The following is a 25,754-nucleotide window of genomic DNA, read 5'->3' as shown; positions in this document are numbered from 1 at the left end:
CATCCGCGATCCGCCGGTTACCCCAGACGTGCGCGACGCGGCGACGGGACGACGTGTACGGCGGCGCGCGGCGCCGCGCGAACGGCGGTCGCGATGCTCGGCGCGGTGCCCGCGCGTGCCGCACCGCGTGGCCGGCATTCGACGTGGACGATGTCGCGGCAGGCGAGGGCGGATCATGAAGGCCGCCCGAAAAGGCCGTCGCCACCCGCCGTTGACGCGCGAGTGGCTGCTGCCGCTGCCGCCCGCGCATGTGCGCGATATCTCGCTGAAATGCCACATGGCGCTCGTCGCGCTGCGCGGCGAGCACGGCAGCGAAACGTTGCTGATGCGGCTGCGCACGAGCGTCTATCTGGTGTTCCTCGCGCTCGACGATGCGGTATCCCCGGATGCGAACGTCGACCTGTGCGTCGACGCGGAGCGCGTGCTCGACGCGAGCATGGCGCGCGCCGAGCAAAGCGGCGCATGGACGCTGCACGACGACGAGTGCGCGGCGCTCGAGCGTGTGCTCGCGGCGAACGACGCGTGCGTCGCGGCGCTCACGCGGCACCGGCTCGCCGAGCTGTGGCGCCACGTGTGCGCGTTCGCGTCCAGCGAGCAACCGGGGCTGGTCGCGCAGGCGGCGGCCCGGATGCGAGAAGCGGCCGTTCTGCATTGAGCGGTGGCAACGCGACCGAGCCCTGGCTGCATTTCATGCGCGTTCCGTTCCCCGGGGGCGACGCTCGCCGCCCAATGTCACGACAGGAGCCGAACGGGTTCGGTCGATGACCATCCATCCTCGCGTTCGCGGCGATCGTGCGTGTCGCCGCGAATGCATTCGTTTCAGTCAGGAGGCGCGATGGCGCTATACAGGATCGGTGGCTACTTCACGTGCGGAAGCGGCCGCGCATTCAACGAGAACCTGCCGCCGGGCAGCGAGACGCCGGTTGCGGGCATCTATCGATGCACCGTATGCGGCGACGAGATCGGCATCGCGAAGTCGCAGGCGCTGCCGTCCGACGACGCGCATCGTCACGATTTCGATCCGCCGTCCGATCCGCTGCTCGATCGCGGGCCGACCGCATGGCAACTGATCGCGGCGGCGGAGTCGAGACACTAGCGTGCGGGCATTTGCATGCTCATGCATGCGCGACTGCACGCGGCGTTACGACGACGCCCATCAAAACAAAAGCGCCACGGAGCGAACTCCGTGGCGCTTCTTCGATGCGGGCCGACGCGGAGGCGCGAACCTCCGCGTGGCGATACGTGCTTAAGCCGCCGTTGCCGGCTTCGCCGGCTTCTGCAGCTTGCCCTTGCCGGCGCGCTGGATTTCCTCGAGCTTGATCTCGACGTGGCGCGAGAACACATACTCGGCCGGGCGCTGCTTCGCGATCGAGATGTCCGGCGCGAATGCGCCTTCCGTCTTGATACCCTTCCGGCTCACGGCAAACGCCTTCAGCGGATGCGCGATCGTGTCCATCACGGCGGTGGCTTCGAAGCCGCAGTGGACCATGCAGTCCGCGCACTTCTCGTAGTTGCCGACGCCGTAGTTGTCCCAGTTCGTGTCTTCCATCAGTTCCTTGAAGGTCTTCACGTAACCTTCGCCGACCAGATAGCACGGCTTCTGCCAGCCGAACACGGTACGCGCCGGGTTGCCCCACGGCGTGCACTTGTACGTCTGGTTGCCGGCCAGGAAGTCGAGGAACAGCGACGACTGGCTGAACGACCAGCGCTTGCCGCCTTCGCCGCGCTTCAGGATCTCGCGGAACAGGTTCTTCGTCTTGTCGCGGTTCAGGAAGTGCTGCTGATCCGGCGCGCGCTCGTACGCATAGCCCGGCGACACGGTGATGCCGTCGACGCCGATCGGCCCCAGCGTGTCGAAGAACTTCGCGACGCGCTCAGGGATCGCATCGTTGAACAGCGTGCAGTTGATGTTCACGCGGAAGCCGCGGCGCTTCGCTTCCTTGATGGCCGCGACCGCCTTGTCGTACACGCCTTCCTGCGACACGGAATGGTCGTGCATGTCCTTGTCGCCGTCGAGGTGGACCGACCAGACGAAGTACGGATTCGGCTGGTAGTCGTCCATCTTCTTTTCCATCAGGAGCGCGTTCGTGCACAGGTACACGAATTTCTTGCGCTTCATGATGCCCTTGACGATCTCCGGCATCTCCTTGTGGAGCAGCGGCTCGCCGCCGGCGATCGACACGATGGGCGCGCCGCACTCGTCGACGGCTTCCAGGCATTCCTCGACGGACAGGCGCTGGTTCAGGATCGGGTCCGGATAGTCGATCTTGCCGCAGCCGTTACAGGCGAGGTTGCAGCGGAACAGCGGCTCGAGCATCAGCGCGAGCGGATAGCGTTTGTTGCCGGACAGGTGTTGGCGCATGATGTATGCGCCGACGCGGACTTGCTGGAGCAGCGGAATAGACAAGAGTTGTCCTCCTTAAACTTCGCGGGCGACAGCTTGCGTAAGCTTCGCCGGCAACTTGAATTCGACTTTTTCCTCACGGCCCGCCATCGTCGTGACATCGACGGGCCCCAGCGCGCGCAGCGCGCCGATTACATCCTCAACCATTTCCTCGGGTGCCGACGCGCCGGCGGTCAGGCCGACCGTCTGCACGCCCGCGAACCATTCGGGCTTCACTTCCGAGCCGTCGGCGACGAGATAGCTCGGCACACCGCTTTCGGTGCCGATCTCGCGCAGGCGGTTCGAGTTCGAGCTGTTCGTCGCACCGACGACCAGCAGCACGTCGACCTGGCCGCTCAGCTCGCGCACGGCGGCCTGGCGGTTCTGCGTCGCGTAGCAGATGTCGCGCGTGTCCGGGCCGACGATGTCGGTGAACCGACGCTGCAGCGCCTCGATGATGCCGCGCGTGTCGTCGACCGACAGCGTCGTCTGCGTGACGTACGCGACCGGCGTGTCGACCGGCAGCGTCAGCGTATCGACTTCTGCCTCGCTCTGCACGAGGATCACCTCGGCCGGAATCTGGCCGATCGTGCCCTCGACTTCCGGATGGCCCGCATGGCCGATCAGGATCAGCCGGCGGCCCGCCGTGACGTACTGGCGGCCCTGCACGTGCACTTTCGTGACGAGCGGGCAGGTTGCGTCCAGCACGTCGAGCCCGCGCGTTTCGGCGTCGCGTTCGACCGTCTGGGCGACACCGTGCGCGCTGAAGATCGCCACGGCGCCATGCGGCACCTCGTCGAGCTCCTCAACGAATCGTGCCCCTTTATTACGCAGATTTTCGACGACATGCCGGTTATGCACGATCTCATGACGCACATAGACCGGCGCGCCGTGCTGTTGCAGCGCGCGATCGACGATCTCGATCGCACGGACAACCCCCGCACAAAAGCCGCGGGGCTGGGCAAGGATGACTCGCATAAGTGAGCGAACTCCGACGACAGACGCCGGGGTTCGAGGAGCTGGCACTGCTCGCTCGCCCCGGCTTGATGTTATGAAGGCAGGAAACGAACCGGCCAGGCCAGGCCCCGGAACCCCGAATTAATCGCGCATTTTAACCCTATCGCGCCGTCCTTGCTCTGGTGCCGTATCGGCCGTGTTGCATCCGCCGCAGAGCCGCGTCGGCGCTCGCGCGCGCGGAACCCGGTAAACTGCGCGGTTTCGCGGGCAACCTGTCCGGCTGCCCGGCGTCGCGCTCATTTCAAGGCCATTCGATGACCGTCGATTCTTACGCGTATTGCCCTGCCGCCGATGCGGTCATGGGTGTTTTTACTCAGACCCCGATTATGACCGGACGATCCGATGCTGCTCACGCCGGCATCCGGCAGGAGGCGTGCCGATGATGCTGGCGATTACCTTCCTGGTATCTGGCCTGTCGCTGCTGATCTGGATCGTGCTGCTCGTCGCGCGCGGCGGCTTCTGGCGCGCACGCCCCGCGCGGGCGCTGCCGCCCGAGGCACGCGGCGCCGCAGCCGAGGCCGGCTGGCCGGCCGTGGTCGCGGTCGTGCCGGCGCGCAACGAGGTCGACGTGATCGCCCGGGCGGCGACGTCGCTGCTCGAGCAGGATTATCCGGGCGACTTTCATCTGATCATCGTCGACGACCACAGCGACGACGGCACCGCCGATGCGGCCCGCGCCGCCGCGCTCGCGATCAACCGCGCCGACCGCCTGACGGTGCTGGCCGCGAAACCGCTGCCGGCGGGGTGGTCGGGCAAGGTATGGGCGCAGTCGCAGGGCATCGCCGCGGTGCGCACGCTCGGGCTGCCGGCCGACTATCTGCTGCTGACCGATGCCGACATCGGCCATCCGCCGGACGCCGTCGCCCAGCTCGTCACACGCGCGCAGGCCGAACAACGCGATCTGGTGTCGCTGATGGTGCGGCTGCGTTGCGATTCGTTCTGGGAAAAGGCGCTGATCCCGGCGTTCGTGTTCTTCTTCGCGAAGCTCTATCCGTTCTCTTGGATCAACAATCCGCGCAACCGGACGGCCGGCGCCGCGGGCGGCTGCATGCTGGTCAAGCGCAGCGCGCTCGAGGAGGCGGGCGGCATCGAATCGATCCGCGGCGCGCTGATCGACGACTGCAGTCTCGCCGCGCAGATCAAGCATCGCGGCAGCGGCCGGCATCCGATCCGGCTCGATCTGGCCGACCGCAGCGTGTCGCTGCGTCCGTACGACAGCTGGCGCGACATCTGGAACATGATCGCGCGCACCGCGTTCACGCAGCTCCACTATTCGCCGCTGCTGCTCGCCGGCACGCTGCTCGGAATGACGATCATCTACCTCGTGCCGCCCGTGGCCGCGCTCGCGTACGGCGCGCGCGCGTGGCCGGCGTGGCTCGCATGGGCGTCGATGTGCACCGCATATGCGCCGATGCTGAGCTACTACCGCCGCTCGCCGCTGTGGGCGCCGGCGCTGCCGCTCGTCGCGCTGTTCTACGTCGGTGCGACGTTCGCGTCCGCGTGGCGCTACTGGCGCGGCAAGGGCGGCCAGTGGAAGGCGCGCGTGCAGGCGCCAGTGGAGCGCTGACAGACGCCGGCGAATGCCGGTCGTTGCTCCGGGTTCCGGAAAGCAAAAAGCCCGATCGATTGTGAATCGATCGGGCTTTGTCATATGCGGCGGCGCCGCACGTGCTTACCGCTGCGTCAGCATCATGTACATCTGGATCACGACGTCCGGCGAGAACGTGAACGGCACCCAGCCGTAGCCGGTGTGGCGCGCGACCAGCAGGCGGTCGCCGTTGGACTGCTTCTGCACGGCCATCATCGGGTTCTTCGTCGTCACGAAGCGCCAGCCGGCCGGGATGCCCGGCGGCGGTTCCGGCTGCATCGACGCGCGCGCATGCGCGAGTTCCTCGATCAACTGGCCGAGCTGTTCCGGGTGCAGCGTGATCGACTGGCCGTTGACGGTCAGCGTCAGTTCGTTCTGCGACGGGCGGGCGACGTGCAGCGTCGGCTTGTCCGCGACGGCGTTCGCTGTTTCGGCAGCGGGGGCGACTTCGATTGCGGTGTCGGCGGCCGGCGCGACGACGGCGGTGCCGGCATCGGCGGGCGCTGCCGCGGCTTCGTCGGCGGTCACCGCCACGGCTGCGTGCGCCACCGGCTCGACCATGGATTCGACAACCGGTTCGACGACTTCGGCCGCGACGGCCGGCGCGGCTGCCACAGCCGCCGCGTTCGTCGCGGCGTCCTTCACGACGGCTTCGACCAGCGCTTCCGCGTCGGCGATCGCCTTCGCGTGACGCTCGGCGGCCGCTTCGGCCTGCGCGATCGCTTCGGTGTGGCGCTGCGCGACGGCCTCGGCCTCGGCAGTCGCCGCCGCGTGGCGTTGCGCGGCCGCGTCGGCTTGCGCGATCGCTTCGGTGTGACGCTGCGTGACGGCTTGGGCTTCGGCGGTTGCCTCGACATGGCGCTGCGCGGCGGCTTCCGCTTCGGCGATCGCCTGCGTGTGACGCTGCGCGAGTGCCTCCGCCTCGGCGATCGCAGCCGCGTGACGCTGCGTCGCGGCCTCGGCCTCGGCGGTTGCTTCGGCATGGCGCTTCGCGGCGGCTTCGGCTTCCGTGGCGGCCGCTGCATGACGCTGCGCGGCTGCATCCGCTTCGGTCGCGGCGGCGTGATGACGCTGCGCGGCGGCCTCGGCTTCGGCGATCGCGGCCGCATGACGCTGCGACGCGGCTTCGGCATCCGCGTGACGCTGGGCGAGCGCTTCGGTCAGCGCGGTCGCCTCGGCGTGCCGCTGGACGGCGGCCTCGGCCTGGGCGGTGGCTTCGATGTGGCGTTGGGCGGCGGCTTCGGCCGCGGCGGTGGCGTCCGCATGGCGCTGCTGCGCGGCTTCGGCGTCGGCGGCTGCGGCCGTGTGGCGCTGCGCGGCGGCCTGTGCTTCGGTCTCGGCGGCGGCGTGACGGGCGGCGGCGGCTTGGGCTTCAGCCGCGGCGGCGCGCGCGAACGCTTCCGCGCTGCGTGCCGCCTGCTGCGCGGCGTGGTGATCGTGGAGGAGCCGATCGACGCCCGCGTTGAGCGAATCGATCTGTTCGTTCAGGTTCATGCGTGTCTTCTCTGCGTAAGACCCGCGATTTTAACCGCTGCGCCGGTGCCGGTCCGTCAGCGACGTGTAACAAAGTGCGCAAAGCGGCGTGAAGCACGCCGCTTTGTGTTACTTCAGATAGCCCGCCGAGCCGAACCAGTCGAGCGCGTCGCGCAGTCCTTCCCGGTACGGACGCGCGCGGTAGCCGAGCTCGCGCTCGGCCTTCGCGGACGTGAAATACATCTTGTTCTTCGACATCCGCAAGCCATCGACGGTCACGAACGGCTCCTTCTTCGTGAACTTCGCGACGGCCTCCGCACCGACCGCGAGCGGGTAGAGCGGCCAGCGCGGCAGCGCGATCGTCGGCGCCTTGCGGTTCGTCATCTGCGCGATGTCGGCCAGCATCTGCTGCAGCGGCAGGTTCTCGCCGCCGAGGATGTAGCGCTCGCCGATGCGGCCGCGCTCGAGCGCGAGGAAGTGGCCGTGCGCGACGTCGTCGACGTGCACGAGGTTCAGACCGGTATCGACGAACGCGGGAATCTTGCCGAGCGCGGCCTCGACGATGATGCGGCCGGTCGGCGTCGGCTTCACGTCGCGCGGGCCGATCGGCGTCGACGGGTTGACGATCACGGCCGGCAGCCCTTCGTCTGCGATCATCCGCTCGACCGCGCGCTCGGCCAGCACCTTGCTGCGCTTGTACACGCCGATCGCCTGCTCGGCGGTCAGCGGCCGGTTCTCGTCGGACGGATCGCCGGCGCTCGTGACCTTCAGCGTCGCGACGCTGCTCGTGTAGACGATCCGCTCGACGCCTTCGGCACGCGCGGCGCGCATCGTCGCGACCGCGCCTTCGAGGTTCGCGCGCTCGATCTCGTCCGGATCCGGCGCCCACAGCCGGTAGTCGGCCGCCACGTGCAGCAGATAGCGCACGCCGCGCAGCGCGGCGCGCATCGACGTCTCGTCGCGCATGTCGCCGGTGACGATTTCGGCGTCGAGATCCGCGACGTTCGTGCGCGGGCTGGTCGGGCGCACCAGCACGCGCACCGCATAGCCTTTCTGCTGCGCGATGCGTGCGACGGCCGAGCCGACGAAACCGGACGCGCCGGTGACGAGAACGAGATCGCGGGAGGTATCAGTCATGCGTTTCCTTCAGGGCCGCGCGCGGGCGGCGCGGCGGTTGTGCGTCGGCGAGATTGTACGTGGTCGGCGCGCCCGGCGACGCGAGCGCCGCGCGGCGGCCGCAGCGGGCGTCGGCGGCCGCGTGCGGCCCGCTTGCCGGGCGCGTGTGCGAAGCCGCCGACGCGACTACAATGCCGGGCTTGAATGCTACGGGAGGGCGACGCGATGAGCCGCAATGAACTGGACGAACGGATCGAGACCTACTACGTGCGGGTGCGCGGCGTCGTGCAGGGCGTCGGCTTCCGTCACGCAACGGTGCGCGAGGCGCATGCGCTGAAGCTGCGCGGCTGGGTCGCGAATCTCGAGGACGGCAGTGTCGAGGCGATGATCCAGGGCCCCGGCGCGCAGATCGACCGGATGCTCGCCTGGCTGCGGCACGGGCCGCCGTCCGCGCACGTGACCGAGGTGACGTTCGAGGAGCGTCAGGTCGAAAAGCGCTTCGAGCGCTTCCAGCAGCAGTAAGGCGAAAACAACATGACGGGGTATCCGGAGGCCGGTCGCGGCATCGCGCTGTCGGTGATGGCGTCGACGCTGTTCGCGCTGATGTCTGCCTACGCGAAACTGCTCGCGCCGCTCACCGGGCTCGACATCTTCGCGTGGCGCATCCTGTGGACCGCGCCGGGCGCGCTCGCGCTGATCGCGCTGCGCGGCCGCTGGCCGGCGCTCGTCGAACTCGTGCGGCGCGGCGTGCGCGACTGGCGCCTGCTGATCGCGCTGCCGGCGAGCGCGGCGCTGCTCGGCCTGCAGCTGTGGCTGTTCCTGTGGGCGCCGCTGCACGGGCGCATGCTCGAAGTGTCGCTCGGCTATTTCCTGCTGCCGCTGACGATGGTGCTCGTCGGCCGCTTCTACTATCACGAACGCCTCGATCCGCTGCAATGGGCGGCGGTCGCGTGCGCGGCGCTCGGCGTCGCGCACGAGGTGTGGGCGACGCGCGCGTTCGCGTGGCCGACGCTCGTCGTCGCGCTCGGCTATCCGCCGTATTTCGTGCTGCGTCGCCGGATCAACGCCGATTCGCTCGCCGCGTTCGCGCTCGAGATCGCGCTGCTGTGTCCGGTCGCGCTCGCGATGGTGTCGGCAAGCGCGACGCCGGTCGCCAGCCATCCGCTGCTGTGGGCCGTGCTGCTGCCGGGGCTCGGCGTGCTCAGCACGCTCGCGCTCGCGAGCTACCTGAAGGCGAGCCGGATGCTGCCGATGGCGCTGTTCGGGATCCTCGGCTACGTCGAGCCGGTGCTGCTCGTCGCGGTGTCGCTGCTGCTGCTCGGCGAGACGCTGAGCGTCGCGCAGCTCGCGACGTACGGGCCGATCTGGGCCGCCGTCGCGCTGACCGCGTGGCACAGCGCGATGCTGATGCGGCGCTTGCCGATGCGCGGCTGAGCGTCATCGCCCGGCGGCGCGACGGCGGCTGCGAACGTGCCGCGCATCGCGTGTGCGTTGCGTCGAATCTCGCGATGCCGGCGTCGAACTGGCAGCGCGCTGACGCCCGGCTGGCGGCCTTGCCAGCTTCGTATCGTCGACGTCACGCCTGTAATCGAACAGAAGATTCCGTTGCACTTTGTTACTTAGGGTATCCCCCGACCGGCCGCTAGACTGACCTGACCGTCTTCTCTTCGTATGCGGCTTTTCCATGAACGGTCATTTCCGTGCCGGGCCGGCCGGGTTGGCGCGATGCGAGCATACGCGCATCGCCGCTGATCGCGTTCGCCTTCTCTCTTCCGATTCTTCCACCGGTGCGTGCCGCGCCGTCGTCGCGCAGGTGCGGCCATGTCGTTGAGCATGCCGCCCGCCGTCTCGGTGCCGCCGGCGCGCGGCGGCCGCCTGATCGAAGTCGATTTCTTTCGCGGCATCGTGCTGCTGATGATCGTCGTCGATCACATCGGCGCGAGCATGCTGTCGCGCGTGACGCTCCACGCATTCGCGCTGTGCGACGCGGCCGAGGTGTTCGTGTTCCTCGGCGGCTTCGCGACCGCGAGCGCGTATGGCGCGATCGCCGACCGGCACGGCGCGCGCGCCGCGCAGCGGCGGTTCGTGCATCGCGCGATGCAGATCTATCGCGCGTTTCTCGCGACGTCGACGCTGATGCTCGTCGTGTCCGCCGTGCTCGACCATTACGGGATCGACGCGCCGAACCTCGCGCTCGACGACGTCAGCGTGATGCTCGCGTCGCCGCTCACGGGCGCGGCCGAGTTGCTCACGTTCCAGCGCCAGCCGTATCTCGCGTCGGTGCTGCCGATGTACGTGCTGTTCGCGCTCGCGTCGCCGGTGATCGTGCCGTTCGCGCGCCGCCATCCGTGGCTGCTCGTCGCGTCGAGCGCGGCGTCGTGGCTCGCGGCCGGCTGGCTCGGCCCCGAACTGCTGGACACCGACGGGTTTCGCTGGAGCTTCAACCCGTTTGCATGGCAACTGATGTTCGTCGCCGGCGTGCTCGCGCGCTGCCAGCCGTTCTACAGGCACGTCGCGCTCGGGCGCTGGAGCGCCGCGGCGACCGGTGTCGCGTGTGCGATCGTGCTCGGTTGCGCGAGCTACAAGCTGTTCTCGGGGCTGCCGGTGCCGGAAGGCGTGCTCAAGCGCGATCTCGCGCTGCCGCGCATCGTGAGCTTCGCGGCGATCGCGTGGCTGATGGCCGATTGCGTGCGCCGCGGCTGGATCGCGCGCATCGCGCAGGCCGTTCAGCCCGTCGTCGCGGTCGGCCGGCGCGGCCTGATCTGCTTCGTCGCGGGCGCGGCGATCTCGCTCGTCATCGATTCGCTGCTGCATCCGGTCGCGAACGGCGCCGAGCTGCGGCACATCGGCGTGGGCTTCGCGGCCGACGCATGCGCGGTCGGGCTGATGATGGCCGTGGCGGGTTCGGGAACGTGGTTCGCGCGCTGGCGCGGCGCGGCCGCATGAGCGGCACGGAAGCATCGATAACGCGGAAGCACGGAGGCGGCACGCGGGGTGCCGCGCGGCGTCGGTGCGGTCAGTGAGGTGAGCCGATGCGGGAGCGGGGGACGGCGGTCGCGTCGTCGGATTCGGCGTCGTCGCGTTCGTCGGACTTCGGATCGTCCTGCTCCGCGAGCACCGCGTCGGCTTCGGCCGCGGCCCGGGCGGCGCGCAACGCGGTGCAGCGCTGCGCGTGCCGGATATCCGACAGTATCCTCAAGAGCCGAGTCGTTTTGCTTTTCATGATCTTCTCCCGCCAGTGCGCATCGCGACGGAGCGGATGCGCCGTTGCAACCAGTGTAGGACGTGCTGGCCGCGCTGGCGGGAGAATGTGGCGTGCAGGCCGCACGCCGAGGGATAGTACTTACTGCGCCGAGGCCATCGCCTGCGCCTGAACCGCTTCTTCCTCGCGGCGTTCTTCCGCGCAGCGCTGATGCTGACGCGACAGGCGGTTCATCATCGGCAGCAGCAGAAGTGCGAGCAGCATGCCGATCGCGGCGAGCCAGCCGAGCTTCTCGAACAGCGACAGGTAGAGCGGCAGCGATTCGGTGGCCGGCAGGTCGTGCGACGGCATCTGCGCGAAGTTCGCGACGACGCTGCCCAGATACTGCGACACACCCGTCGCGACGAAATACGCGCCCATCATGAAGCCGCTCATGCGCGCCGGCACGTAGCGGGCGATCATCGCGAGGCCGAGACCGCTCACCAGCAGTTCGCCGAGCGAGTAGAGGCCGTAGCCCCACACCATGAACCACGACGACACGCGACCGTCCACCGCGTAGCGGCCGCTGATCGTGAACACCAGGTAGCCGGCCGCCACCGCGCCGAAGCCGAGTGCATACTTCGCCGCGACCGGCAGGTCACGGCCGCTCTTCGCGACCGCGTTGTAGACCCACACAAGCACCGGGCTCAGCATCATGATCCAGATCGGGTTCAGCGCCTGGAACTGCGCGGCGCTCCACGTGAACAGCGTCGTGCCGAACAGGATGAAGCGCGGATCGACGTTGCGCAGCGCGAACAGCGTCAGCGACGTCGACATCTGCACGTAGAAGATGAAGAACAGGATCACCTGGCCGATCAGCACGAGCGCCGCGATCAGCCCCGCGCGCTCCGAGCGCTCCGACTTCGCAATCATGTACGCGAAGATCGCGAGGATCGCGAATGCGGCCGTCCACACGCTCGCGACCGCGAGCTGCTTGTGCTGCAGCACGTACAGCGTGATCAGCGCGAGCGCGACGCCGCCTGCCGCCACGCCGCCGAGGCGCTTCCAGCGGATCGGTTCGTCGTCGGGCTGCGAGCCGATGTGCGCGAGCGTGCGGTGCATCAGCATGAAGTTCAGGATCGCGAGCAGCATACCGGCGCAGCAGACCGCGAACGCGGTGTGCCAGCCCCAGTGATCCTTGATCCACGGCGTCGCGAGCATCGACACGGTCGAGCCGATGTTGACCGCCATGTAGTAGATCGTGAACGCGCTGTCGATGCGCGCATCGTCGCCTTCGTAGATGCGGCGCACGAGGTTCGCCGCGTTGGCCTTGAACAGGCCGTTGCCGACGACGATCACGCCGAGCGACGCATACATGTATGCCAGCGCGTCGTTCGGCACCGCCAGCATCAGGTAGCCGGCGCACAGCACGGCCGCGCCGATGATCATCGTGCGACGGGCGCCGAGCACCTTGTCGCCGATCCAGCCGCCGATCGACGGCGACGCGTAGACGAGCGCGGTGAACGCGCCCCAGGTCAGGTTCGCATGGCTGTCGGTGAAACCGAGCCGGTCGACCATGAAGAGGACCAGGAGCGCGGCCATGCCGTAGTAGCCGAAGCGCTCCCACATTTCGATAAGGAAGACCGTCGTAAACGATCGGGTCTGTGAAACAGGTGCGTGCATCATCAATCTCGTTTGAAACGGACGGCGCGGATCGCGCGTCGCCTTGGGGGTCGAACTGGCGCCGGAGCACTGTGGCCGGGTAGGCTTTGCGTCGGCGATGGAGCAGTCGGGCGGTTAGCCCGGGCCGGGGTCGGACGCCGCCAGGCAAGGCGGTGCAAGGCCCCGACCGGCGCGCGAATGGTAACGTTTGCCGGTCCGGTGCGTCAGGTCCGCGCCACTCAGGGAAACTCCCGATATGGCAGCAGCTTTCAGGAACATTTGTCTCATCATCTATTTGTAAGCTTCGCGCCCGTTCTCCGCAAATTCCCGGAGAGCCGCTTGCAGCTTGCCTGTGAAGCGGGCGAGTCTGGCAAGATAGCGCGTCGTTTCGCTCGCTTCGTGCCCTGTTTAGTGCACCGGGCTCAACACCGAAGACGTGTGCGAAACCGAAGACTAAGCCAAATCGATCTAACTTAGTTACTTTCCATCAAACATTTTTTGACGACCACATTTCGGCCTGCTATGGTTCCCCCCACTGAAAACTCGCAGTCGGCAGACGCTGCCGCAGCACTGGGCAGCAAGATCCGCGCGTTGCGCCAACGACTCAAGCGCACGCTCGACGACACCGCTACCGCCGCGGGGATTTCGAAGCCGTTTCTGTCTCAAGTCGAACGCGGGCTCGCGTCGCCGTCGCTGACGTCGCTGGCCGGTATCGCACAGGCGCTCGGCGTGACGGTGCAGTACTTCGTGGATACGCCGAGCGAGGAACGCTCGGTCTGCAGAGGCGATCAGTTGCGCTTCTTCGGATTCGCCGATTCGGCGAACCTGTTCGCGAGGCTGACCAACGTGACCGAAGGGCGTCAGCTCGAGGCGATCCTCGTGCGGATGCCGCCGGGGCAGAAGCGGTCTGAAGTGACGACACATGCAGGAGAGGAGTTCCTGTATGTGATTGAAGGGGAAGTGTCGCTGACGCTGGAAGGCAAGACGTTCGTCCTGCAGGCCGGCGACAGTTCGCACTATCAGTCGACGGTCCCGCACAGCTGGGTCAACACCGCGAAGATCGAGTCGGTGGTGGTCTGGGTCGGTACACCGCGGCTGTTCTAACGCACAGGTATTCCTTCGTTTCCGAGACGGAATGCCTGTCGAAAGAAACGTAAGGAATACTAAGATGCAATACGAGAATCACGGGCCTCCTCAATCGCTGAACCCGTCAGCGTCTCACGCGTAACCGCGGCATTCGCCGCGCATCGCTCACCGAACAACCTTCTCAAGACCGCCACGATGAAATCCTTGCATGCCATGTCGGCCGTGCTGGCCGCGCTCGCCCTGACGACGCCCGCCGCTCACGCCGTGACCGTTCCGTCGAACGTCGCGCTCGCTCCTCAACAGGACCTGACGCGCCAGGTGCCCGCCGAAGTCGAATCGCTCGACCCGGCGCACATCGAGTCGTGGACCGGCAACACGATCGGCCTCGACCTGTTCGAAGGGCTCGCCCGCATCGATGCAGCCGGCCAGGTCGTGCCGGGCGTCGCGCAGTCGTGGGAGCGCAAGTCGCCGCAGACGTGGATCTTCAAGCTGCGCCACGATGCGAAGTGGAGCAACGGCCAGCCGGTGACGGCCGCCGATTTCGTCTATTCGTGGCAGCGCCTCGTCGACCCGAAGACGGGCTCGAAGTACACGATCCTCGTCGAGTTCGTGAAGAACTCGAAGGACATCATCGCCGGCAAGGCCGCGCCGACGACGCTCGGCGTGCGCGCGGTCGACCCGTACACGCTGGAAGTGACGACCGACGTGCCCGTCGCGTTCTTCCCCGAACTGACCGCGATGGTGCCGCTCGCGCCGGTGAACAAGGACACCGTCGCGAAGTTCGGCGACGCATGGACGCGACCGGGCAACATCGTCAGCAACGGTGCGTACCAGCTCGTCGACTGGCAGCCGAACAACCGCATCGTGATCTCGAAGGACGCGAAGTACTGGAACGCGCCGAAGGTCGTGATCAACAAGGTCACGTACCTGCCGATCGAAAGCGACGAAACGGCGATGCGCATGTACCAGGCCGGCCAGATCGACTACAGCTACTCGATCCCGTCGGGCATCTTCCAGCAGGTCAGCAAGCAGTTCGGTGGCGAACTGCGCCCGGGCCTGCAGCTCGCGACCTATTACTACTACCTGAACAACAGCGACGCGGCGCTCAAGGACAAGCGCGTGCGCCAGGCGCTGTCGATGGTGATCGATCGCGACGTGCTGACGTCGAAGCTCACGCAGGCCGGCGAGAAGCCGATGTACGGCCTGATGCCGAACGGCACGAAGGGCGTGCAGCCGTTCACGCCGGAATGGGCGTCGTGGCCGATGGCCAAGCGTATCTCGACCGCGAAGGACCTGCTGAAGCAGGCCGGTTACTCGGACGCGAAGCCGCTGTCGTTCACGCTCACGTACAACACCAACGACCTGCACAAGAAGGTCGCGCTGTTCACCGCATCGGAATGGCGCACGAAGCTCGGCATCAACACGAAGCTCGAGAACGTCGAGTTCAAGGTGCTGATGAAGGAACGGCATGACGGCAAGGTGCAGATCGCGCGCGACGGCTGGTTCGCCGACTACAACGACGCGATGACCTTCTTCGACCTGATCCGCTGCGGCAGCTCGCAGAACACCGTCGGCTACTGCAACAAGCAGGTCGACACGTTCGTCGACGACGGCAACCAGAAGCTCGACGACAAGGCGCGCGCCGCGCTGCTCACGCAGGCGCACGACACGGCGATGAACGACACGCCGATGGTGCCGCTGTTCCAGTACTCGGCGGACCGTCTCGTGAAGCCCTACGTGGGCGGCTACTCGCTGAAGAACGTGATCGACATGCGTGCTTCGCAGGACATGTACCTGATCAAGCACTGAGCGGAGCGATCATGCTGGCCTACGCATTGAGACGCACGTTGTGGGCGGTGCCGACGATTCTCGCCGTCATCACCGTCTGCTACCTGCTGCTGCACTTCACGCCGGGCGGACCGTTCGATACGGAGAAGCAGCTGTCCGCGGCGACGCTCGCGAACCTGAACGCGAAGTACCACCTCGACGAGCCGCTGTGGAAGCAGTACCTGCTGTATCTCGGTTCGCTGCTGCAAGGCGATCTCGGCCCGTCGTTCCGTTACGTCGACTGGTCGGTGAACGATCTCGTGAAGAAGGCGCTGCCCGTGAGTCTCGGCGTGGGCGGTGTGTCGATCCCGATCTCGATCGTGTTCGGCGTGCTGCTGGGTACCGTCGCGGCCGTGCGCCGCGACAGCCTGATCGATCGCTTCGTGATGCTGATCGGCAACTTCGGCAACGTCGTGCCGCCGTTCGTGCTCGGCCCGGTGCTGGTGTGGATCTTCGCGATCCTGCTCAAGACGTCGGCCGGCAACGGCTGGCTGCCGGCCGGCGGATGGGGTGACGGCGGCTGGCAGTATCGGCTGCTGCCGATCGTGCTGCTGACCTTCATCAACGTGTCGCTCCTCGCACGCGTGATGCGCGGCTCGATGATCGAGACGCTGTCGAGCAACTACATCCGCACCGCGCGCGCGAAGGGCCTGCCGGGCTCGACGATCGTGCTGCGCCACGCGCTCAAGCCCGCGCTGATGCCGGTCGTGTCGCTGTTCGGCACGGTCTGCATCACGTCGATCACGGCGGCCGTCGTCACCGAATCGGTGTTCGCGCTGCCGGGGCTCGGGCAGCTCGTCGTGAACGGCGCGATCAACCGCGACTACACGCTGGTGCTCGGCCTCGTCGTGCTGACGACCGTCTGTGCGGTGCTGTTCAACCTGCTGGTCGACCTCGCGTACGCATGGCTCGATCCGCGCATCCGTTATTGAGCGAGGCACTGCGATGACTCCGACTACTCCCGTCGTCAGTCTGCCCGTGCAGACCGACTCGCCGCCGCGTTCGCGCTCGCCGCTCGCGCTCGCGTTCGCGCGCTTCCTTCACAACCGCGCGGCCGTGTTCAGCCTCGTGCTGCTCGCGCTCATCACGCTCGCGTGTTTCGTCGGCCCGTGGCTGCTCGCGGCCGATCCCGCTGCGAGCGACTGGGGCGCGATCAGCCTGCCGCCGACGCTCGCGAACCAACACTGGTTCGGCACCGACGAACTCGGCCGCGACCTGCTCGTGCGCACGCTGATCGGCGGCCGCGTGTCGATTGAGGTCGGCCTGCTCGGCACGCTGGTGTCCGGCCTGTTCGGCGTCGCGTGGGGCGCGACTGCCGGCTTCGCGGGCGGCCGTGTCGACTCCGCGATGATGCGCGTCGTCGACATGATGTACGCGATCCCGTATCTGTTGATCGCAATCCTGATGATGACCCTGTTCGGCCGCTCGTTCATGCTGGTCGTGCTGACGATCAGCGCGTTCTCGTGGATCGACATGGCGCGCGTCGTGCGCGGCCAGACGCTGTCGCTGCGCAATCGCGAGTTCGTCGACGCGGCGCGCGCGATCGGCGTGTCGCCGGCATCGATCGTGGTGCGCCACGTCGTGCCGAACCTGCTCGGCGTGGTCGTCGTGTACGCGACGGTGTCGGTGCCGAACATCGTGCTGACCGAATCGGTGCTGTCGTTCCTCGGCCTCGGCGTGCAGGAGCCGATGACGAGCTGGGGCGTGCTGATCCAGGACGGCGCGCAGAAACTGGAATCGATGCCGTGGCTGCTGCTGGCGCCGGCCGTCATGCTGTGCGTGACGCTCTATTGCGTGAACTTCGTTGGCGACGGCCTGCGTGACGCGCTCGACCCGAAGGATCGCTGAAATGGCTGCACTGCTGGAAGTTGAAAACCTCGGCGTGCGCTTCTCGCGCAAGGACGCGCCGCCGATCGACGCCGTGAGCGGCGTGTCGTTCTCGCTCGAAGCCGGCAAGACGCTCGGCATCGTCGGCGAATCGGGCTCGGGCAAGAGTCAGACCGTGATGGCGCTGCTCGGCCTGCTGGCCGGCAACGGCACGACGACGGGTGTCGCGCGCTATCGCGGCGACAACCTGCTCGAGATGGATACGCGTGCGCTGAACGCGGTGCGCGGCGACCGGATCGCGATGATCTTTCAGGATCCGATGACGTCGCTCAATCCGTTCCTGACGATCGAGCGGCAGATGACCGAGACGCTGCAACTGCATCGCAAGCTGTCGCGCAAGGAAGCGACCAGGCGCGCGATCGAGGCGCTCGAGTCGGTGCGCATTCCCGACGCGGCGCGCCGCATCCGCATGTATCCGCACGAATTTTCCGGCGGCATGCGCCAGCGCGTGATGATCGCGATGGCGCTTCTGTCCGAGCCGGAAATCCTGATCGCAGACGAGCCGACCACCGCGCTCGACGTGACCGTGCAGGCGCAGATCATCGATCTGCTGCGCGAGCTGAACCGCGAGCGCGGCACCGCGATCGTGCTGATCACGCACGACATGGGTGTGGTGGCAGGCCTCGCGGACGACGTGATGGTCATGTATGCGGGCCGCACCGTCGAATATGCGCCGGCCGAATCGATCTTCGCGGCGCCGTCGCATCCGTACACGATCGGTCTGCTCAACGCGCTGCCGCGCCTGACCGACGCCGACGATGCGCCGCTCGTCGCGATTCCCGGCAATCCGCCGATGCCCGGCACCGCGCCGGCCGGCTGCGCGTTCGCGAAACGCTGCACGTATGCGGAGGAGCGCTGCGGTGCCGCGCGCCCCGCGCTCGAAACCTATGGCGCCGCGGGCGCGGTGCGCGCGTGCCACCGGCCGCTGGCCGATCTGACGGGAGGTCTGCGATGAGCGTCGATGAACGCCGCAATGCCGGCGCGACGGGCGACACGCTGCTGTCCGTCGAGGATCTGAAGGTGCATTTCCGCGTGCCGCTCGGCGGCTATCCGTGGTCGCCGAAGGGCACGCTGCGCGCGGTCGACGGCGTGTCGTTCGACGTGAAGCGCGGCGAGACGGTCGGGCTCGTCGGCGAGTCGGGCTGCGGGAAGTCGACGCTCGCGCGTGCGCTGATCGGCCTCGTGCCGATGACGGCAGGTACGGTGCGCTGGCGCGGCGAAGCCGTCGCGCCCGATCACCTTCGCGGCACCGCGATGCGCCGCGAAGTGCAGATGATCTTCCAGGATCCGCTCGCGTCGCTCGATCCGCGCATGACGATCGAACAGATCGTCGCGGAGCCGCTCGTCACGCACCACGCCGGCCTCGGCCGCGCCGAAGTGCGGCGCCGCGTGGTCACGATGCTCGAGCGGGTCGGCCTGAACGCGCATCACCTGCTGCGCTACCCGCACGAATTTTCGGGCGGACAGTGTCAGCGTGTCGGCATCGCGCGTGCGCTGATCGGCGAGCCGAAGCTCGTGATCTGCGACGAGCCCGTCTCGGCACTCGACGTGTCGATTCAGGCGCAGATCGTGAACCTGCTGCGCGATCTGCAACGCGAACTGTCGTTGTCCTATCTGTTCGTCGCGCACGACCTGGCGGTGGTGAAGGCCATCAGCCAGCGCGTGCTCGTGATGTATCTCGGCCGCGTGATGGAGTTCGGCACGCGGCATGACGTGTACGGCGTGCCGCAGCACCCGTACACGAAGGCGCTGCTCGATGCGGCGCCCACGCCGGAGCCGGCGCGCGAGCGTGCTCGCCGTCCGATGCTGCTGGCGGGCGAGATGCCGTCGCCGCTCAACCCGCCGTCCGGCTGTGCGTTTCGCACGCGCTGCCCGGTCGCGATCGACGCGTGCGCGCAGGACGTGCCGCTGCCGGAAGTGCGGCACGGCTCGGCGGCGCGTGTCGCGTGCATCCGGGCGGGCGTGGCGGCGTGAAGTGACGCAGCAAACATAACCAGGCAGGTCAACAGGGGTAGGGTGCGGCGCGAATGATCTTCGCGTCGCGGGTAAAGGCGCGTCCTTAACCGGGCTCGCCGGGGGGCTGGAAGCGGATCGCAACCGGCGTGGACGACATCAACACAAGACGAGAATGACGATGAAAAAGCAAAAGACGATCGGGACGGCATCGAAGATGCTGCTTGCATGGGGCTTGCCTGCGCTTGCCGGCGTATCGCTGAGCGGCGTCGCGCACGCCGACGACGCGGCCCCCGCACCGCTGACGGTCGCGCAGGCCGCGCCGTCCGCCGGCGCCGGCGCGACGGTTGCGCAGGCAACGACCCCGAACGCCATTATCAACGCCGAGGCGAACCAGGCCGTCACGCCGCCCGATGAGCCTTCGGCGCAGTCGAAATCGAACGGCTTCATCGCCGACAGCCACCTGAACTTCCTGTTCCGCAACTATGCGGACACGCTCGACAACAAGGGCGGACCGCATCGTCACGCGTGGGTCCAGGGTGCGATGGCGAACTTCGAGTCCGGCTACACGACCGGCCTGATCGGCATCGGCTTCGACGCGTCGCTGTATGCGGCGTTGAAGCTCGACGGCGGCGCCGGCGCCGGCAGCATGGTGCACATCGCGAAGGGCGGCGGCGGTTCGAACCAGCTTGCGTGGGCCTATCCGGGCATCTACGACGTGAAGGCACGCATCTCGAACACGGTGGTCAAGTACGGTCTGCAGGCCGTCGACAACCCATTCATGGAGCAGCACGACAACCGCGCGCTGCCGCCGACGTTCCTCGGCGCGACGATCGTCAGCAATGAGTTCAAGAACGTGATGCTCGAGGCCGGCAGCTTCACGAAGACCGACGCGCGTGGCCACACGACGCTCACCAACCTCACGACCCAGTACGGCGGCACGCGCATCAATCGCCTGACCTACGTCGGCGGCACGTGGGACTACTCGCCGGACGGCGAAGTCGCGCTGTACGCAAACCAGGCCGATGACGTGTGGCACCAGTACTACGCGTCGGTGAAGCACAGCATCGGCGATACGAAGTCGATCAAGTGGACCGGCTTTGGTAACGTTTACTCGACGCACGATACGGGCGACGCGCTGCAGGGCAAGATCAACAACAACGCGTACAGCCTGTCGCTGGCCGCGCAACACGGCCCGCACGAACTGCTGCTCGGTTATCAGCAGGTGCTCGGCGACCAGTTCTTCGACTACCTGAACGAAACCAACGGCATCTTCCTGACCAACTCGATGGACGTCGACTACAACGCGCCGCACGAAAAGTCGCTGCAGCTGCGTTACACGTTCTACGGCAAGGAAGCGGGCCTGCCGGGCTTCAAGGCGATGGTGTGGGGCGTGACGGGCTGGGGCGCGGATGCGAGCGCGGGCGCGGCGGCGGATCCGAGCAAGTCGAGCATCTACTGGAGCAACGGCGCACCGGTGCAGGGCCGTCACCACGAGTTCGGCTTCATCCCGTCGTACACGTTCCAGAGCGGCAAGCTGAAGGACACGAAGGTCACGTTCATCGCGATGTGGCACAACGGTTCCGCGCACTACTCGGACGCGACCAACAAGGAATACCGCCTGGTCGTGAACGTGCCGCTGCACGCGTTCTGATCGAAGGGGGGCGCAACGCCCCCTTCAGCATTTCTCGTCTCGCGCGGCCGGCCTGCGGTGAGTTCGATCAGGCCGGCTTGTGCAACCCCGCCACCGGATCGTTCGCGGCGGGGATGTCTTCCACCAGCGACGTGAGCTGGCGGCCCGTGTCGCGCCAGGCGTCGAGGCCGCCGCGCAGCGGCAGCGCATCGGTGAAGCCCGCGTCGAGCAGGCGCTTGGCCATCAGCGCAGCCGTCACTTCGTTCGGGCACGAGCAATACACGACGAACTTCTGCGAGAACGGGTAGCGCGCGACGATGTCCTCGATGTGCCGCTCGTCCGCGAACTGCGCGCCCGGAATCGTGAACGGGTCGAGCTTGCGGTGCTCGGGCGAACGCACGTCGAGCACCACCGGCGCGGTCGAGTCGCGCAGCAGCAGATCGAGTTCGTCGACGCCGATTCGCGCGCTCGCGAGCTGGCGGATCAGCGCGCGGCGGCGCATCCAGCGCACGGCCGCATAGACGGCCAGCAGCGCGACGATCACCAGCAGCACCGCGCGGCCGAGCCGGCTCGCGCCGGCGAACAGCCAGTCGATCTGCCGGTAGAACACGAGCCCCGCGACGAGCCCGACGGTTGTCCACAGCGCGGCGCCGAGCGCATCGTAGCCGGCGAACGTGCGATAGCGCGTGCCGAGCGCGCCGGCCATCGGCACCGACACGAGCGACAGCCCCGGAATGAAGCGGGCGACCGCGAGCACGCGCACGCCGTAGCGGCCGAAGAAGCGTTCGGTTTTCCTCACGCAGGTATCGCGCGACAGCGACAGCCGGCAGATCGTCTTCAGCGTCGTGCCGCCGTAGCGCCGCCCGGCGACATACCACACGGTGTCGCCGATCAGCGCGCCGAGGACCGACAGCGCCAGCACCGTCAGGAGCTGCGAGCCGATCATCGCCGGATGCATCGCGGCCATCGCGCCGAACAGCACGAGCGTCGGCATCGCCGGCACGGGCAGGCCGATGGCCGCCGCCAGGACGTTGGCGAAGACGAGAAGCGGCCCGTATTGGGCGACGAGGTCACGGAGCATGACGGCTGGCCGAAAAGGGAGCGCGTGAGGAAGGTACGCGAATGGGCCGATTATCGGCCATTTTCAAGCGGGCGGAGGGGAATGACGGAAAGCGCCTGACGGCGGCAGGGAAATGCGGACAGAACGGTGAGCCAGTGCATTGCACGCGGCTCACCGTTCGACATCAGGAAGGGGTGCGGGCGAGCGACGCGGCGCCGTGGTTTTCGCCGGGCAGCTCGGCGCCGTGCGAGCGGATCGCCGCGATCAGTTCGGCCGGCGTGATCTCGTAGCGGACCTCGCGGTGAATGCCGGGCTTGCGTTCGTCGATCTCGATCAGCAGCACGCTCTTGCCGTCGCCGGTCGATTCGAGCCTGAGCGAGCGCAGTTCGCGGCCGTCGGCCGGGTCGTGTTCGGTGAGCAGGGTCATTGCCCCGGATGAGCCGGTAGTGCGCATCGAACCTATCCTCGTGTCGTGTGTGCCAGATTGGCGAAGATCTCGTTGTTGAATGCAGCTTGACGAAGTTTAACGCGAACGGGCCGCAATACGGAGCATTTTCGTGGACCCGAAATGAGGGCTGCACCACCGATCCCTCTGATGTTTGAGCCGCGCCGGGCGGGCGTTTCAGCCGGATCGGACCGCGCCGCGCCCGGCGCCCGGCCGGCGCTCGGGTCGGGCGGGCGCAGTGCCGTCAGAAGCGACCCGGTGAGCCCCATCGCCGGGCCGCTGACCGAGTGGCGACCCGTTTCGACGCGGCCGGCCACGCGGCGCGAGAAGCTCGCGCCGCTGTCGGCGGTGACGACGAAGTCGTACCAGTGGGCGAGGTCGCCGGTGAAGCGGCGGCGATAGCCGTGCGGGCCGTGCATCCACAGGTCATATTTGCCGCCGTCGTCGGCCAGCGCCGCCCAGTCGCCGCGCAGCGCCTTGCCCGGTTCGACGACGTAGCGGCGTGGCGCGCGGTCGAGGTGTCTCGTCGTGATGTCGAACACCGCTGCCGCGCGGCCCGTGTTCGCGAACGTCAGCGTGACGGTGCCCTTGCGGGCGTCGATCTGCGCGCTCGCATGCAGCTCGTATGGCAACGCGCGCGACAGCCGTTGCCGGGATCCGGCACGCCGCGCGTTCGTGATGCGGAAATGACATGGCGTGTCGCGTTCTTGACGTTGCGTGCGCAACGAACAAGCGACGCGCGGTGCGGATGTTGGAACGGTCTGAAATTACCGATTTGTGCGCGTGATGTCGGTAAGAAATTGCCGATTTCGTGAGGGCGACGTGACGCCATGTAGTTGCGCGTGCAACGTTATAGACTTGTGCGTCGACCATGTTTCATTCGCATGAAATCGGATAAGCTCGGTGCGTTGTTGCGTTCGCGCGGCGACAAGCCCCGGCACGATACTGCGACTCCACCCAGTCATGACCGATATCACGATCCGGCGCGGCGAGACGCACGACGTCGATGCGATCCGGCAGATCATCGTCGCACCCCGCGGTGTACATGAACGCGCTCCAGCATCCGTTTCCGTCGCGCGAGAAATGGCGGCAGCGGCTCGAACGCCTGCGCGAACAGGGCATTCGTGCATGGGATCGGGCGGCATGACGGGACGATGTCGACGAAGCGCACGTCATATCCATTCGAGAATTCGTTTGTTTTCAACCGGCCGCGTGAATCGTATCGTCGAGCGATTTGCCGGTCGTCGCGATTGTCGCGGTCGACACGGCTGCGCGATGTGAGCATGCAGCGGCCGGTCGTGGCTTACCTTGTCGATGCCCTTCGTCGTTTCGTCGTTTCGTCGCTTCATCGTGTTTTCGTTTCGCCGCTTCCCGCAACCGTCTCTTTCAACGGAACCCGTCTCGATGAAAACCGTTCTCCGTAACGTGACTGCAGCCTGCTTGTTCGCCGCCGCGGGTGCGGCGTTCGCCACCACCGCGCCGCAGGGCGCCGCCGTATCGAGCCCGTCGGGTGACGGCGCGCATCTGCCGCCCGGCATCGCGTGGCAGCAGGGCGACGTCGATGCCGCGTTCGCGCTCGCGAAGCGCACCGGCAAGCCGCTGCTGCTGTACTGGGGCGCCGTGTGGTGCCCGTCGTGCAACCAGGTGAAGTCGACGATCTTCAGCCAGCAGGCATTCAAGACCCGCTCGTCGTTCTTCGTGCCCGTGTATCTCGACGGCGATACCGAAAGCGCGCAGAAACTCGGCGAGCGCTTCAAGGTGCACGGCTATCCGACGATGATCCTGTTCCGCCCGGACGGCACCGAGGTGACGCGGCTGCCGGGCGAGGCCGATCTCGACCGCTACATGCAGGCGCTGTCGCTCGGGATGACGGCCGCGCATCCGGTGCGGCAGACGCTCGCGACCGCGCTGAACGACGGCGCGGCACTGACGCCGGCCGAATGGCATCTGCTGGCCGACTATTCCTGGGACACCGACGGCGCGCTGCCGGTGCCGGCCGACCGTGTCGCGGTGACGCTGCAGACGCTGTCGCAACGCGCGCGTGCGGCCGGCGCGAAGGCGGACGCCGCGCGGTTCGCGCTGAAGTCGGCGGTGGTGGCGGCATCGGACGATCCCGCACAGGCCGGCGCGCTCGACAAGGCGGCGCTCGCCGACGCGCTGCGCGCGGTGCTGCGCGAGCCGGCGTTGGCGCGTGCCGATTCGGACGTGCTCGTCGCGGCGCCCGCGCGCGTGGTCGCATACCTCGGCGGCGACGCCGCCCAGCGCACGAAGTTGCGCGGCGCGTACGACACGGCGCTCGCGCGCCTGTCGACCGATACGACGCTGTCGTCCATCGACCGTCTGATGGCGCTGCACGGCCGCGTGCTGCTCGCGCGCGACGATGCGCACGCCGGCGCGCCGCTCGCCGCGCCGGCGCTGGTCGATACCGCACGCAAGCAGATCGCGGCATCGGTGCAGGGCGCCGCGAACGCGTACGAGCGGCAGGCGCTCGTCAGCGAAGCGGCGGACACGCTGACCGACGCCGGGCTGTTCGACGAATCCGACGTCTTGCTGAAGGCCGAATTGCCGCGTTCGTCGACGCCGTACTACTTCATGTCGGGACTGGCCGCGAATGCGAAGGCGCGCGGCGACAAGGCCGCGGCGCTCGACTGGTACCGGAAGGCGTACGACTCAGCGAGCGGCCCGGCGACGAAACTGCGCTGGGGCGCGACCTATTTCGCGAACGCGGTCGCGCTGGCGCCGGACGATTCGGCGCGGATCGAGGCGATCGCCGCGAGCGTGCTCGCGCAGGCCGGCAAGACCAAGGATGCGTTTTATGGGGCGAACCTGCGCGCGTTGACCAAGGTCGTCACGCAACTGAATCGCTGGCGCGGTGGCGGCGCGCACGACGCGTCGGTCAGGTCGGTCGTGAAGCAGTTCGACGGGGTGTGCGCGAAGTTGCCTGCGGGCGATCCGCAGGCAGCGGCATGCGCGAAGCTGATCGAGCCGGTGAAGGCGTGATGGCCTGCGAGAAAGCGGCCGGATGGAACGGCCGCGTCGTGACGTCGATTAGTGGCTCGACTCCGACGATGCACCTTGATCGCTGCCATACCCGGCACTCTGCTGACGGGCGATCTTCGCTTCGGCGGAAACGATGCTGGCCGGGTAGAACCAGTCGCTCGGCTGGAAGCCGGCCTGCTTGAGTGCCTTCACTTCGGCATGAACCTGCGCGCGCGTGAGCGGCGGGTTCGACTGCGCTTGCGCGGCGAACGACGCGGATACGGCGAGGGCAACGGCAACTGCGTGAATCAGGCGCTTCATGATCGTGACCTCCATGTTTCCAACTGGGCGTCCGGCCTTCGTTCGACGAAGCGGCGGCGGTTGAAAGCAGTGTAGGACCGGCCGCGCGCGCGAAAAATGCGATCGCGCCCAACGCAGTGTTCTGCTGCCGGTAACAATGGATG

General features: G+C 67.5%; 23 protein-coding genes and 2 pseudogenes. 15 read left to right on the top strand and 10 right to left on the bottom strand.

The features are described from left to right. Positions 1-175: 175 nt before the first annotated feature. Positions 176-655, top strand: coding sequence for a hypothetical protein (locus HWX25_RS11855; RefSeq protein ID WP_175908594.1), 480 nt, complete (start codon positions 176-178; stop codon positions 653-655). Between the two features lie 180 nt (positions 656-835). Beyond that, positions 836-1,096: a hypothetical protein gene (locus tag HWX25_RS11850; protein WP_059815212.1), complete on the top strand. Its 261-nt coding sequence runs from the start codon at positions 836-838 to the stop codon at positions 1,094-1,096. Between the two features lie 150 nt (positions 1,097-1,246). Here HWX25_RS11850 and hpnH read toward each other — a convergent pair whose 3' ends face one another. Together hpnH and ispH are read right to left on the bottom strand one after the other, a co-directional pair. Further along, positions 1,247-2,407, bottom strand: coding sequence for an adenosyl-hopene transferase HpnH (gene hpnH / locus HWX25_RS11845; protein ID WP_059528840.1), 1,161 nt, complete (start codon positions 2,405-2,407; stop codon positions 1,247-1,249). 12 nt (positions 2,408-2,419) lie between these two features. Continuing rightward, positions 2,420-3,361, bottom strand: coding sequence for a 4-hydroxy-3-methylbut-2-enyl diphosphate reductase (gene ispH, locus HWX25_RS11840; protein WP_175908593.1), 942 nt, complete (start codon positions 3,359-3,361; stop codon positions 2,420-2,422). Positions 3,362-3,779: 418 nt separating this feature from the next. Here ispH and HWX25_RS11835 point away from each other — a divergent pair, with 418 nt between their 5' ends. After that, positions 3,780-4,967, top strand: a complete 1,188-nt coding sequence (locus tag HWX25_RS11835; RefSeq protein WP_175908592.1) for a glycosyltransferase — start codon at positions 3,780-3,782, stop codon at positions 4,965-4,967. Positions 4,968-5,072: 105 nt separating this feature from the next. On the opposite strand, the gene HWX25_RS11830 is transcribed toward HWX25_RS11835, so the two are convergent. Beyond that, entirely contained in the window at positions 5,073-6,482 is a 1,410-nt protein-coding gene (locus HWX25_RS11830; RefSeq protein ID WP_175908591.1) for a phage tail protein, read from the bottom strand. Positions 6,483-6,590: 108 nt separating this feature from the next. Then, the gene (gene hpnA, locus HWX25_RS11825; protein ID WP_059528829.1) at positions 6,591-7,598 is read right to left on the bottom strand and encodes a hopanoid-associated sugar epimerase; all 1,008 of its coding nucleotides are present in this window, start codon (positions 7,596-7,598) and stop codon (positions 6,591-6,593) included. 204 nt (positions 7,599-7,802) lie between these two features. Here hpnA and HWX25_RS11820 point away from each other — a divergent pair, with 204 nt between their 5' ends. The 3 genes from HWX25_RS11820 to HWX25_RS11810 all read left to right on the top strand — a co-directional run bounded on the left by HWX25_RS11820 (position 7,803) and on the right by HWX25_RS11810 (position 10,523). After that, positions 7,803-8,099, top strand: coding sequence for an acylphosphatase (locus HWX25_RS11820; protein ID WP_059528826.1), 297 nt, complete (start codon positions 7,803-7,805; stop codon positions 8,097-8,099). Positions 8,100-8,111: 12 nt separating this feature from the next. Continuing rightward, positions 8,112-9,011, top strand: a complete 900-nt coding sequence (gene rarD, locus HWX25_RS11815) for an EamA family transporter RarD (RefSeq protein ID WP_175908590.1) — start codon at positions 8,112-8,114, stop codon at positions 9,009-9,011. Between the two features lie 387 nt (positions 9,012-9,398). Further along, positions 9,399-10,523, top strand: a complete 1,125-nt coding sequence (locus HWX25_RS11810) for an OpgC domain-containing protein (RefSeq protein ID WP_175908589.1) — start codon at positions 9,399-9,401, stop codon at positions 10,521-10,523. A 70-nt stretch (positions 10,524-10,593) separates the two neighbouring features. Here the strand turns inward: HWX25_RS11810 and HWX25_RS11805 are convergent, their stop codons facing one another. Together HWX25_RS11805 and HWX25_RS11800 are read right to left on the bottom strand one after the other, a co-directional pair. Next, the gene (locus tag HWX25_RS11805; RefSeq protein ID WP_059528816.1) at positions 10,594-10,800 is read right to left on the bottom strand and encodes a hypothetical protein; all 207 of its coding nucleotides are present in this window, start codon (positions 10,798-10,800) and stop codon (positions 10,594-10,596) included. A gap of 120 nt (positions 10,801-10,920) precedes the next feature. Next, positions 10,921-12,444, bottom strand: coding sequence for an oligopeptide:H+ symporter (locus HWX25_RS11800; RefSeq protein ID WP_059815193.1), 1,524 nt, complete (start codon positions 12,442-12,444; stop codon positions 10,921-10,923). 498 nt (positions 12,445-12,942) lie between these two features. Here HWX25_RS11800 and HWX25_RS11795 point away from each other — a divergent pair, with 498 nt between their 5' ends. The 7 genes from HWX25_RS11795 (at position 12,943) to HWX25_RS11765 (ending at position 20,827) form a co-directional block, all read left to right on the top strand. Next, the gene (locus HWX25_RS11795) at positions 12,943-13,524 is read left to right on the top strand and encodes a cupin domain-containing protein (protein ID WP_059448921.1); all 582 of its coding nucleotides are present in this window, start codon (positions 12,943-12,945) and stop codon (positions 13,522-13,524) included. 177 nt (positions 13,525-13,701) lie between these two features. Beyond that, positions 13,702-15,315 (top strand): peptide ABC transporter substrate-binding protein, encoded by a 1,614-nt coding sequence (locus HWX25_RS11790; protein ID WP_059815190.1) that lies wholly within the window; start codon positions 13,702-13,704, stop codon positions 15,313-15,315. Between the two features lie 11 nt (positions 15,316-15,326). After that, entirely contained in the window at positions 15,327-16,265 is a 939-nt protein-coding gene (locus HWX25_RS11785; RefSeq protein WP_059528807.1) for an ABC transporter permease subunit, read from the top strand. A gap of 13 nt (positions 16,266-16,278) precedes the next feature. Further along, entirely contained in the window at positions 16,279-17,181 is a 903-nt protein-coding gene (locus HWX25_RS11780) for an ABC transporter permease subunit (RefSeq protein WP_059528804.1), read from the top strand. Between the two features lies 1 nt (position 17,182). Further along, on the top strand, positions 17,183-18,175 hold the full coding sequence (locus HWX25_RS11775; RefSeq protein ID WP_175908588.1) for an ABC transporter ATP-binding protein: 993 nt from the start codon (positions 17,183-17,185) through the stop codon (positions 18,173-18,175). Further along, complete coding sequence (locus tag HWX25_RS11770; RefSeq protein ID WP_059528798.1) at positions 18,172-19,194, top strand: oligopeptide/dipeptide ABC transporter ATP-binding protein; 1,023 nt, start codon at positions 18,172-18,174, stop codon at positions 19,192-19,194. Before HWX25_RS11775 ends, HWX25_RS11770 begins: the two co-directional genes overlap by 4 nt. A 160-nt stretch (positions 19,195-19,354) precedes the next feature. After that, entirely contained in the window at positions 19,355-20,827 is a 1,473-nt protein-coding gene (locus HWX25_RS11765; protein ID WP_175908587.1) for an OprD family porin, read from the top strand. A 67-nt stretch (positions 20,828-20,894) separates the two neighbouring features. Here the strand turns inward: HWX25_RS11765 and HWX25_RS11760 are convergent, their stop codons facing one another. The 3 genes and pseudogenes from HWX25_RS11760 to HWX25_RS11750 all read right to left on the bottom strand — a co-directional run. Beyond that, the gene (locus HWX25_RS11760) at positions 20,895-21,887 is read right to left on the bottom strand and encodes a DedA family protein/thiosulfate sulfurtransferase GlpE (protein WP_175908586.1); all 993 of its coding nucleotides are present in this window, start codon (positions 21,885-21,887) and stop codon (positions 20,895-20,897) included. Positions 21,888-22,050: 163 nt separating this feature from the next. Continuing rightward, complete coding sequence (locus tag HWX25_RS11755) at positions 22,051-22,320, bottom strand: hypothetical protein (protein ID WP_040138862.1); 270 nt, start codon at positions 22,318-22,320, stop codon at positions 22,051-22,053. A 251-nt stretch (positions 22,321-22,571) separates the two neighbouring features. Further along, positions 22,572-22,952, bottom strand: a pseudogene (locus tag HWX25_RS11750) (phospholipase domain-containing protein); the annotation flags it as partial. A 322-nt stretch (positions 22,953-23,274) separates the two neighbouring features. On the opposite strand from HWX25_RS11750, the pseudogene HWX25_RS11745 reads away from it, so the two are divergent. Both HWX25_RS11745 and HWX25_RS11740 read left to right on the top strand, forming a co-directional pair. Continuing rightward, positions 23,275-23,434 (top strand): annotated as a pseudogene (locus tag HWX25_RS11745) (GNAT family N-acetyltransferase); the annotation flags it as partial. Between the two features lie 281 nt (positions 23,435-23,715). Continuing rightward, the gene (locus HWX25_RS11740) at positions 23,716-25,311 is read left to right on the top strand and encodes a thioredoxin family protein (RefSeq protein WP_175908585.1); all 1,596 of its coding nucleotides are present in this window, start codon (positions 23,716-23,718) and stop codon (positions 25,309-25,311) included. A 48-nt stretch (positions 25,312-25,359) separates the two neighbouring features. Here HWX25_RS11740 and HWX25_RS11735 read toward each other — a convergent pair whose 3' ends face one another. Next, on the bottom strand, positions 25,360-25,611 hold the full coding sequence (locus tag HWX25_RS11735; RefSeq protein ID WP_175908584.1) for a DUF4148 domain-containing protein: 252 nt from the start codon (positions 25,609-25,611) through the stop codon (positions 25,360-25,362). Positions 25,612-25,754 lie beyond the last annotated feature (143 nt).

This window comes from Burkholderia sp. BCC1640 (assembly GCF_902833125.1).
GTDB lineage: Bacteria > Pseudomonadota > Gammaproteobacteria > Burkholderiales > Burkholderiaceae > Burkholderia > Burkholderia diffusa.
The sequence above is the reverse complement of the archived record's forward strand: the minus strand, read 5'-3'. Positions and strand labels throughout refer to the sequence as shown.

Excerpts from the sequence above, each read along its gene's own strand:
- HWX25_RS11855 (WP_175908594.1), top strand. The coding sequence starts at position 176 with ATGAAGGCCGCCCGAAAAGGCCGTCGCCACCCGCCGTTGACGCGCGAG.
- HWX25_RS11850 (WP_059815212.1), top strand. The coding sequence starts at position 836 with ATGGCGCTATACAGGATCGGTGGCTACTTCACGTGCGGAAGCGGCCGC.
- ispH (WP_175908593.1), bottom strand. The coding sequence starts at position 3,361 with ATGCGAGTCATCCTTGCCCAGCCCCGCGGCTTTTGTGCGGGGGTTGTC.
- HWX25_RS11835 (WP_175908592.1), top strand. The coding sequence starts at position 3,780 with ATGATGCTGGCGATTACCTTCCTGGTATCTGGCCTGTCGCTGCTGATC.
- HWX25_RS11830 (WP_175908591.1), bottom strand. The coding sequence starts at position 6,482 with ATGAACCTGAACGAACAGATCGATTCGCTCAACGCGGGCGTCGATCGG.
- hpnA (WP_059528829.1), bottom strand. The coding sequence starts at position 7,598 with ATGACTGATACCTCCCGCGATCTCGTTCTCGTCACCGGCGCGTCCGGT.
- HWX25_RS11820 (WP_059528826.1), top strand. The coding sequence starts at position 7,803 with ATGAGCCGCAATGAACTGGACGAACGGATCGAGACCTACTACGTGCGG.
- rarD (WP_175908590.1), top strand. The coding sequence starts at position 8,112 with ATGACGGGGTATCCGGAGGCCGGTCGCGGCATCGCGCTGTCGGTGATG.
- HWX25_RS11810 (WP_175908589.1), top strand. The coding sequence starts at position 9,399 with ATGTCGTTGAGCATGCCGCCCGCCGTCTCGGTGCCGCCGGCGCGCGGC.
- HWX25_RS11805 (WP_059528816.1), bottom strand. The coding sequence starts at position 10,800 with ATGAAAAGCAAAACGACTCGGCTCTTGAGGATACTGTCGGATATCCGG.
- HWX25_RS11800 (WP_059815193.1), bottom strand. The coding sequence starts at position 12,444 with ATGATGCACGCACCTGTTTCACAGACCCGATCGTTTACGACGGTCTTC.
- HWX25_RS11795 (WP_059448921.1), top strand. The coding sequence starts at position 12,943 with ATGGTTCCCCCCACTGAAAACTCGCAGTCGGCAGACGCTGCCGCAGCA.
- HWX25_RS11790 (WP_059815190.1), top strand. The coding sequence starts at position 13,702 with ATGAAATCCTTGCATGCCATGTCGGCCGTGCTGGCCGCGCTCGCCCTG.
- HWX25_RS11785 (WP_059528807.1), top strand. The coding sequence starts at position 15,327 with ATGCTGGCCTACGCATTGAGACGCACGTTGTGGGCGGTGCCGACGATT.
- HWX25_RS11780 (WP_059528804.1), top strand. The coding sequence starts at position 16,279 with ATGACTCCGACTACTCCCGTCGTCAGTCTGCCCGTGCAGACCGACTCG.
- HWX25_RS11775 (WP_175908588.1), top strand. The coding sequence starts at position 17,183 with ATGGCTGCACTGCTGGAAGTTGAAAACCTCGGCGTGCGCTTCTCGCGC.
- HWX25_RS11770 (WP_059528798.1), top strand. The coding sequence starts at position 18,172 with ATGAGCGTCGATGAACGCCGCAATGCCGGCGCGACGGGCGACACGCTG.
- HWX25_RS11765 (WP_175908587.1), top strand. The coding sequence starts at position 19,355 with ATGAAAAAGCAAAAGACGATCGGGACGGCATCGAAGATGCTGCTTGCA.
- HWX25_RS11760 (WP_175908586.1), bottom strand. The coding sequence starts at position 21,887 with ATGCTCCGTGACCTCGTCGCCCAATACGGGCCGCTTCTCGTCTTCGCC.
- HWX25_RS11755 (WP_040138862.1), bottom strand. The coding sequence starts at position 22,320 with ATGCGCACTACCGGCTCATCCGGGGCAATGACCCTGCTCACCGAACAC.
- HWX25_RS11740 (WP_175908585.1), top strand. The coding sequence starts at position 23,716 with ATGAAAACCGTTCTCCGTAACGTGACTGCAGCCTGCTTGTTCGCCGCC.
- HWX25_RS11735 (WP_175908584.1), bottom strand. The coding sequence starts at position 25,611 with ATGAAGCGCCTGATTCACGCAGTTGCCGTTGCCCTCGCCGTATCCGCG.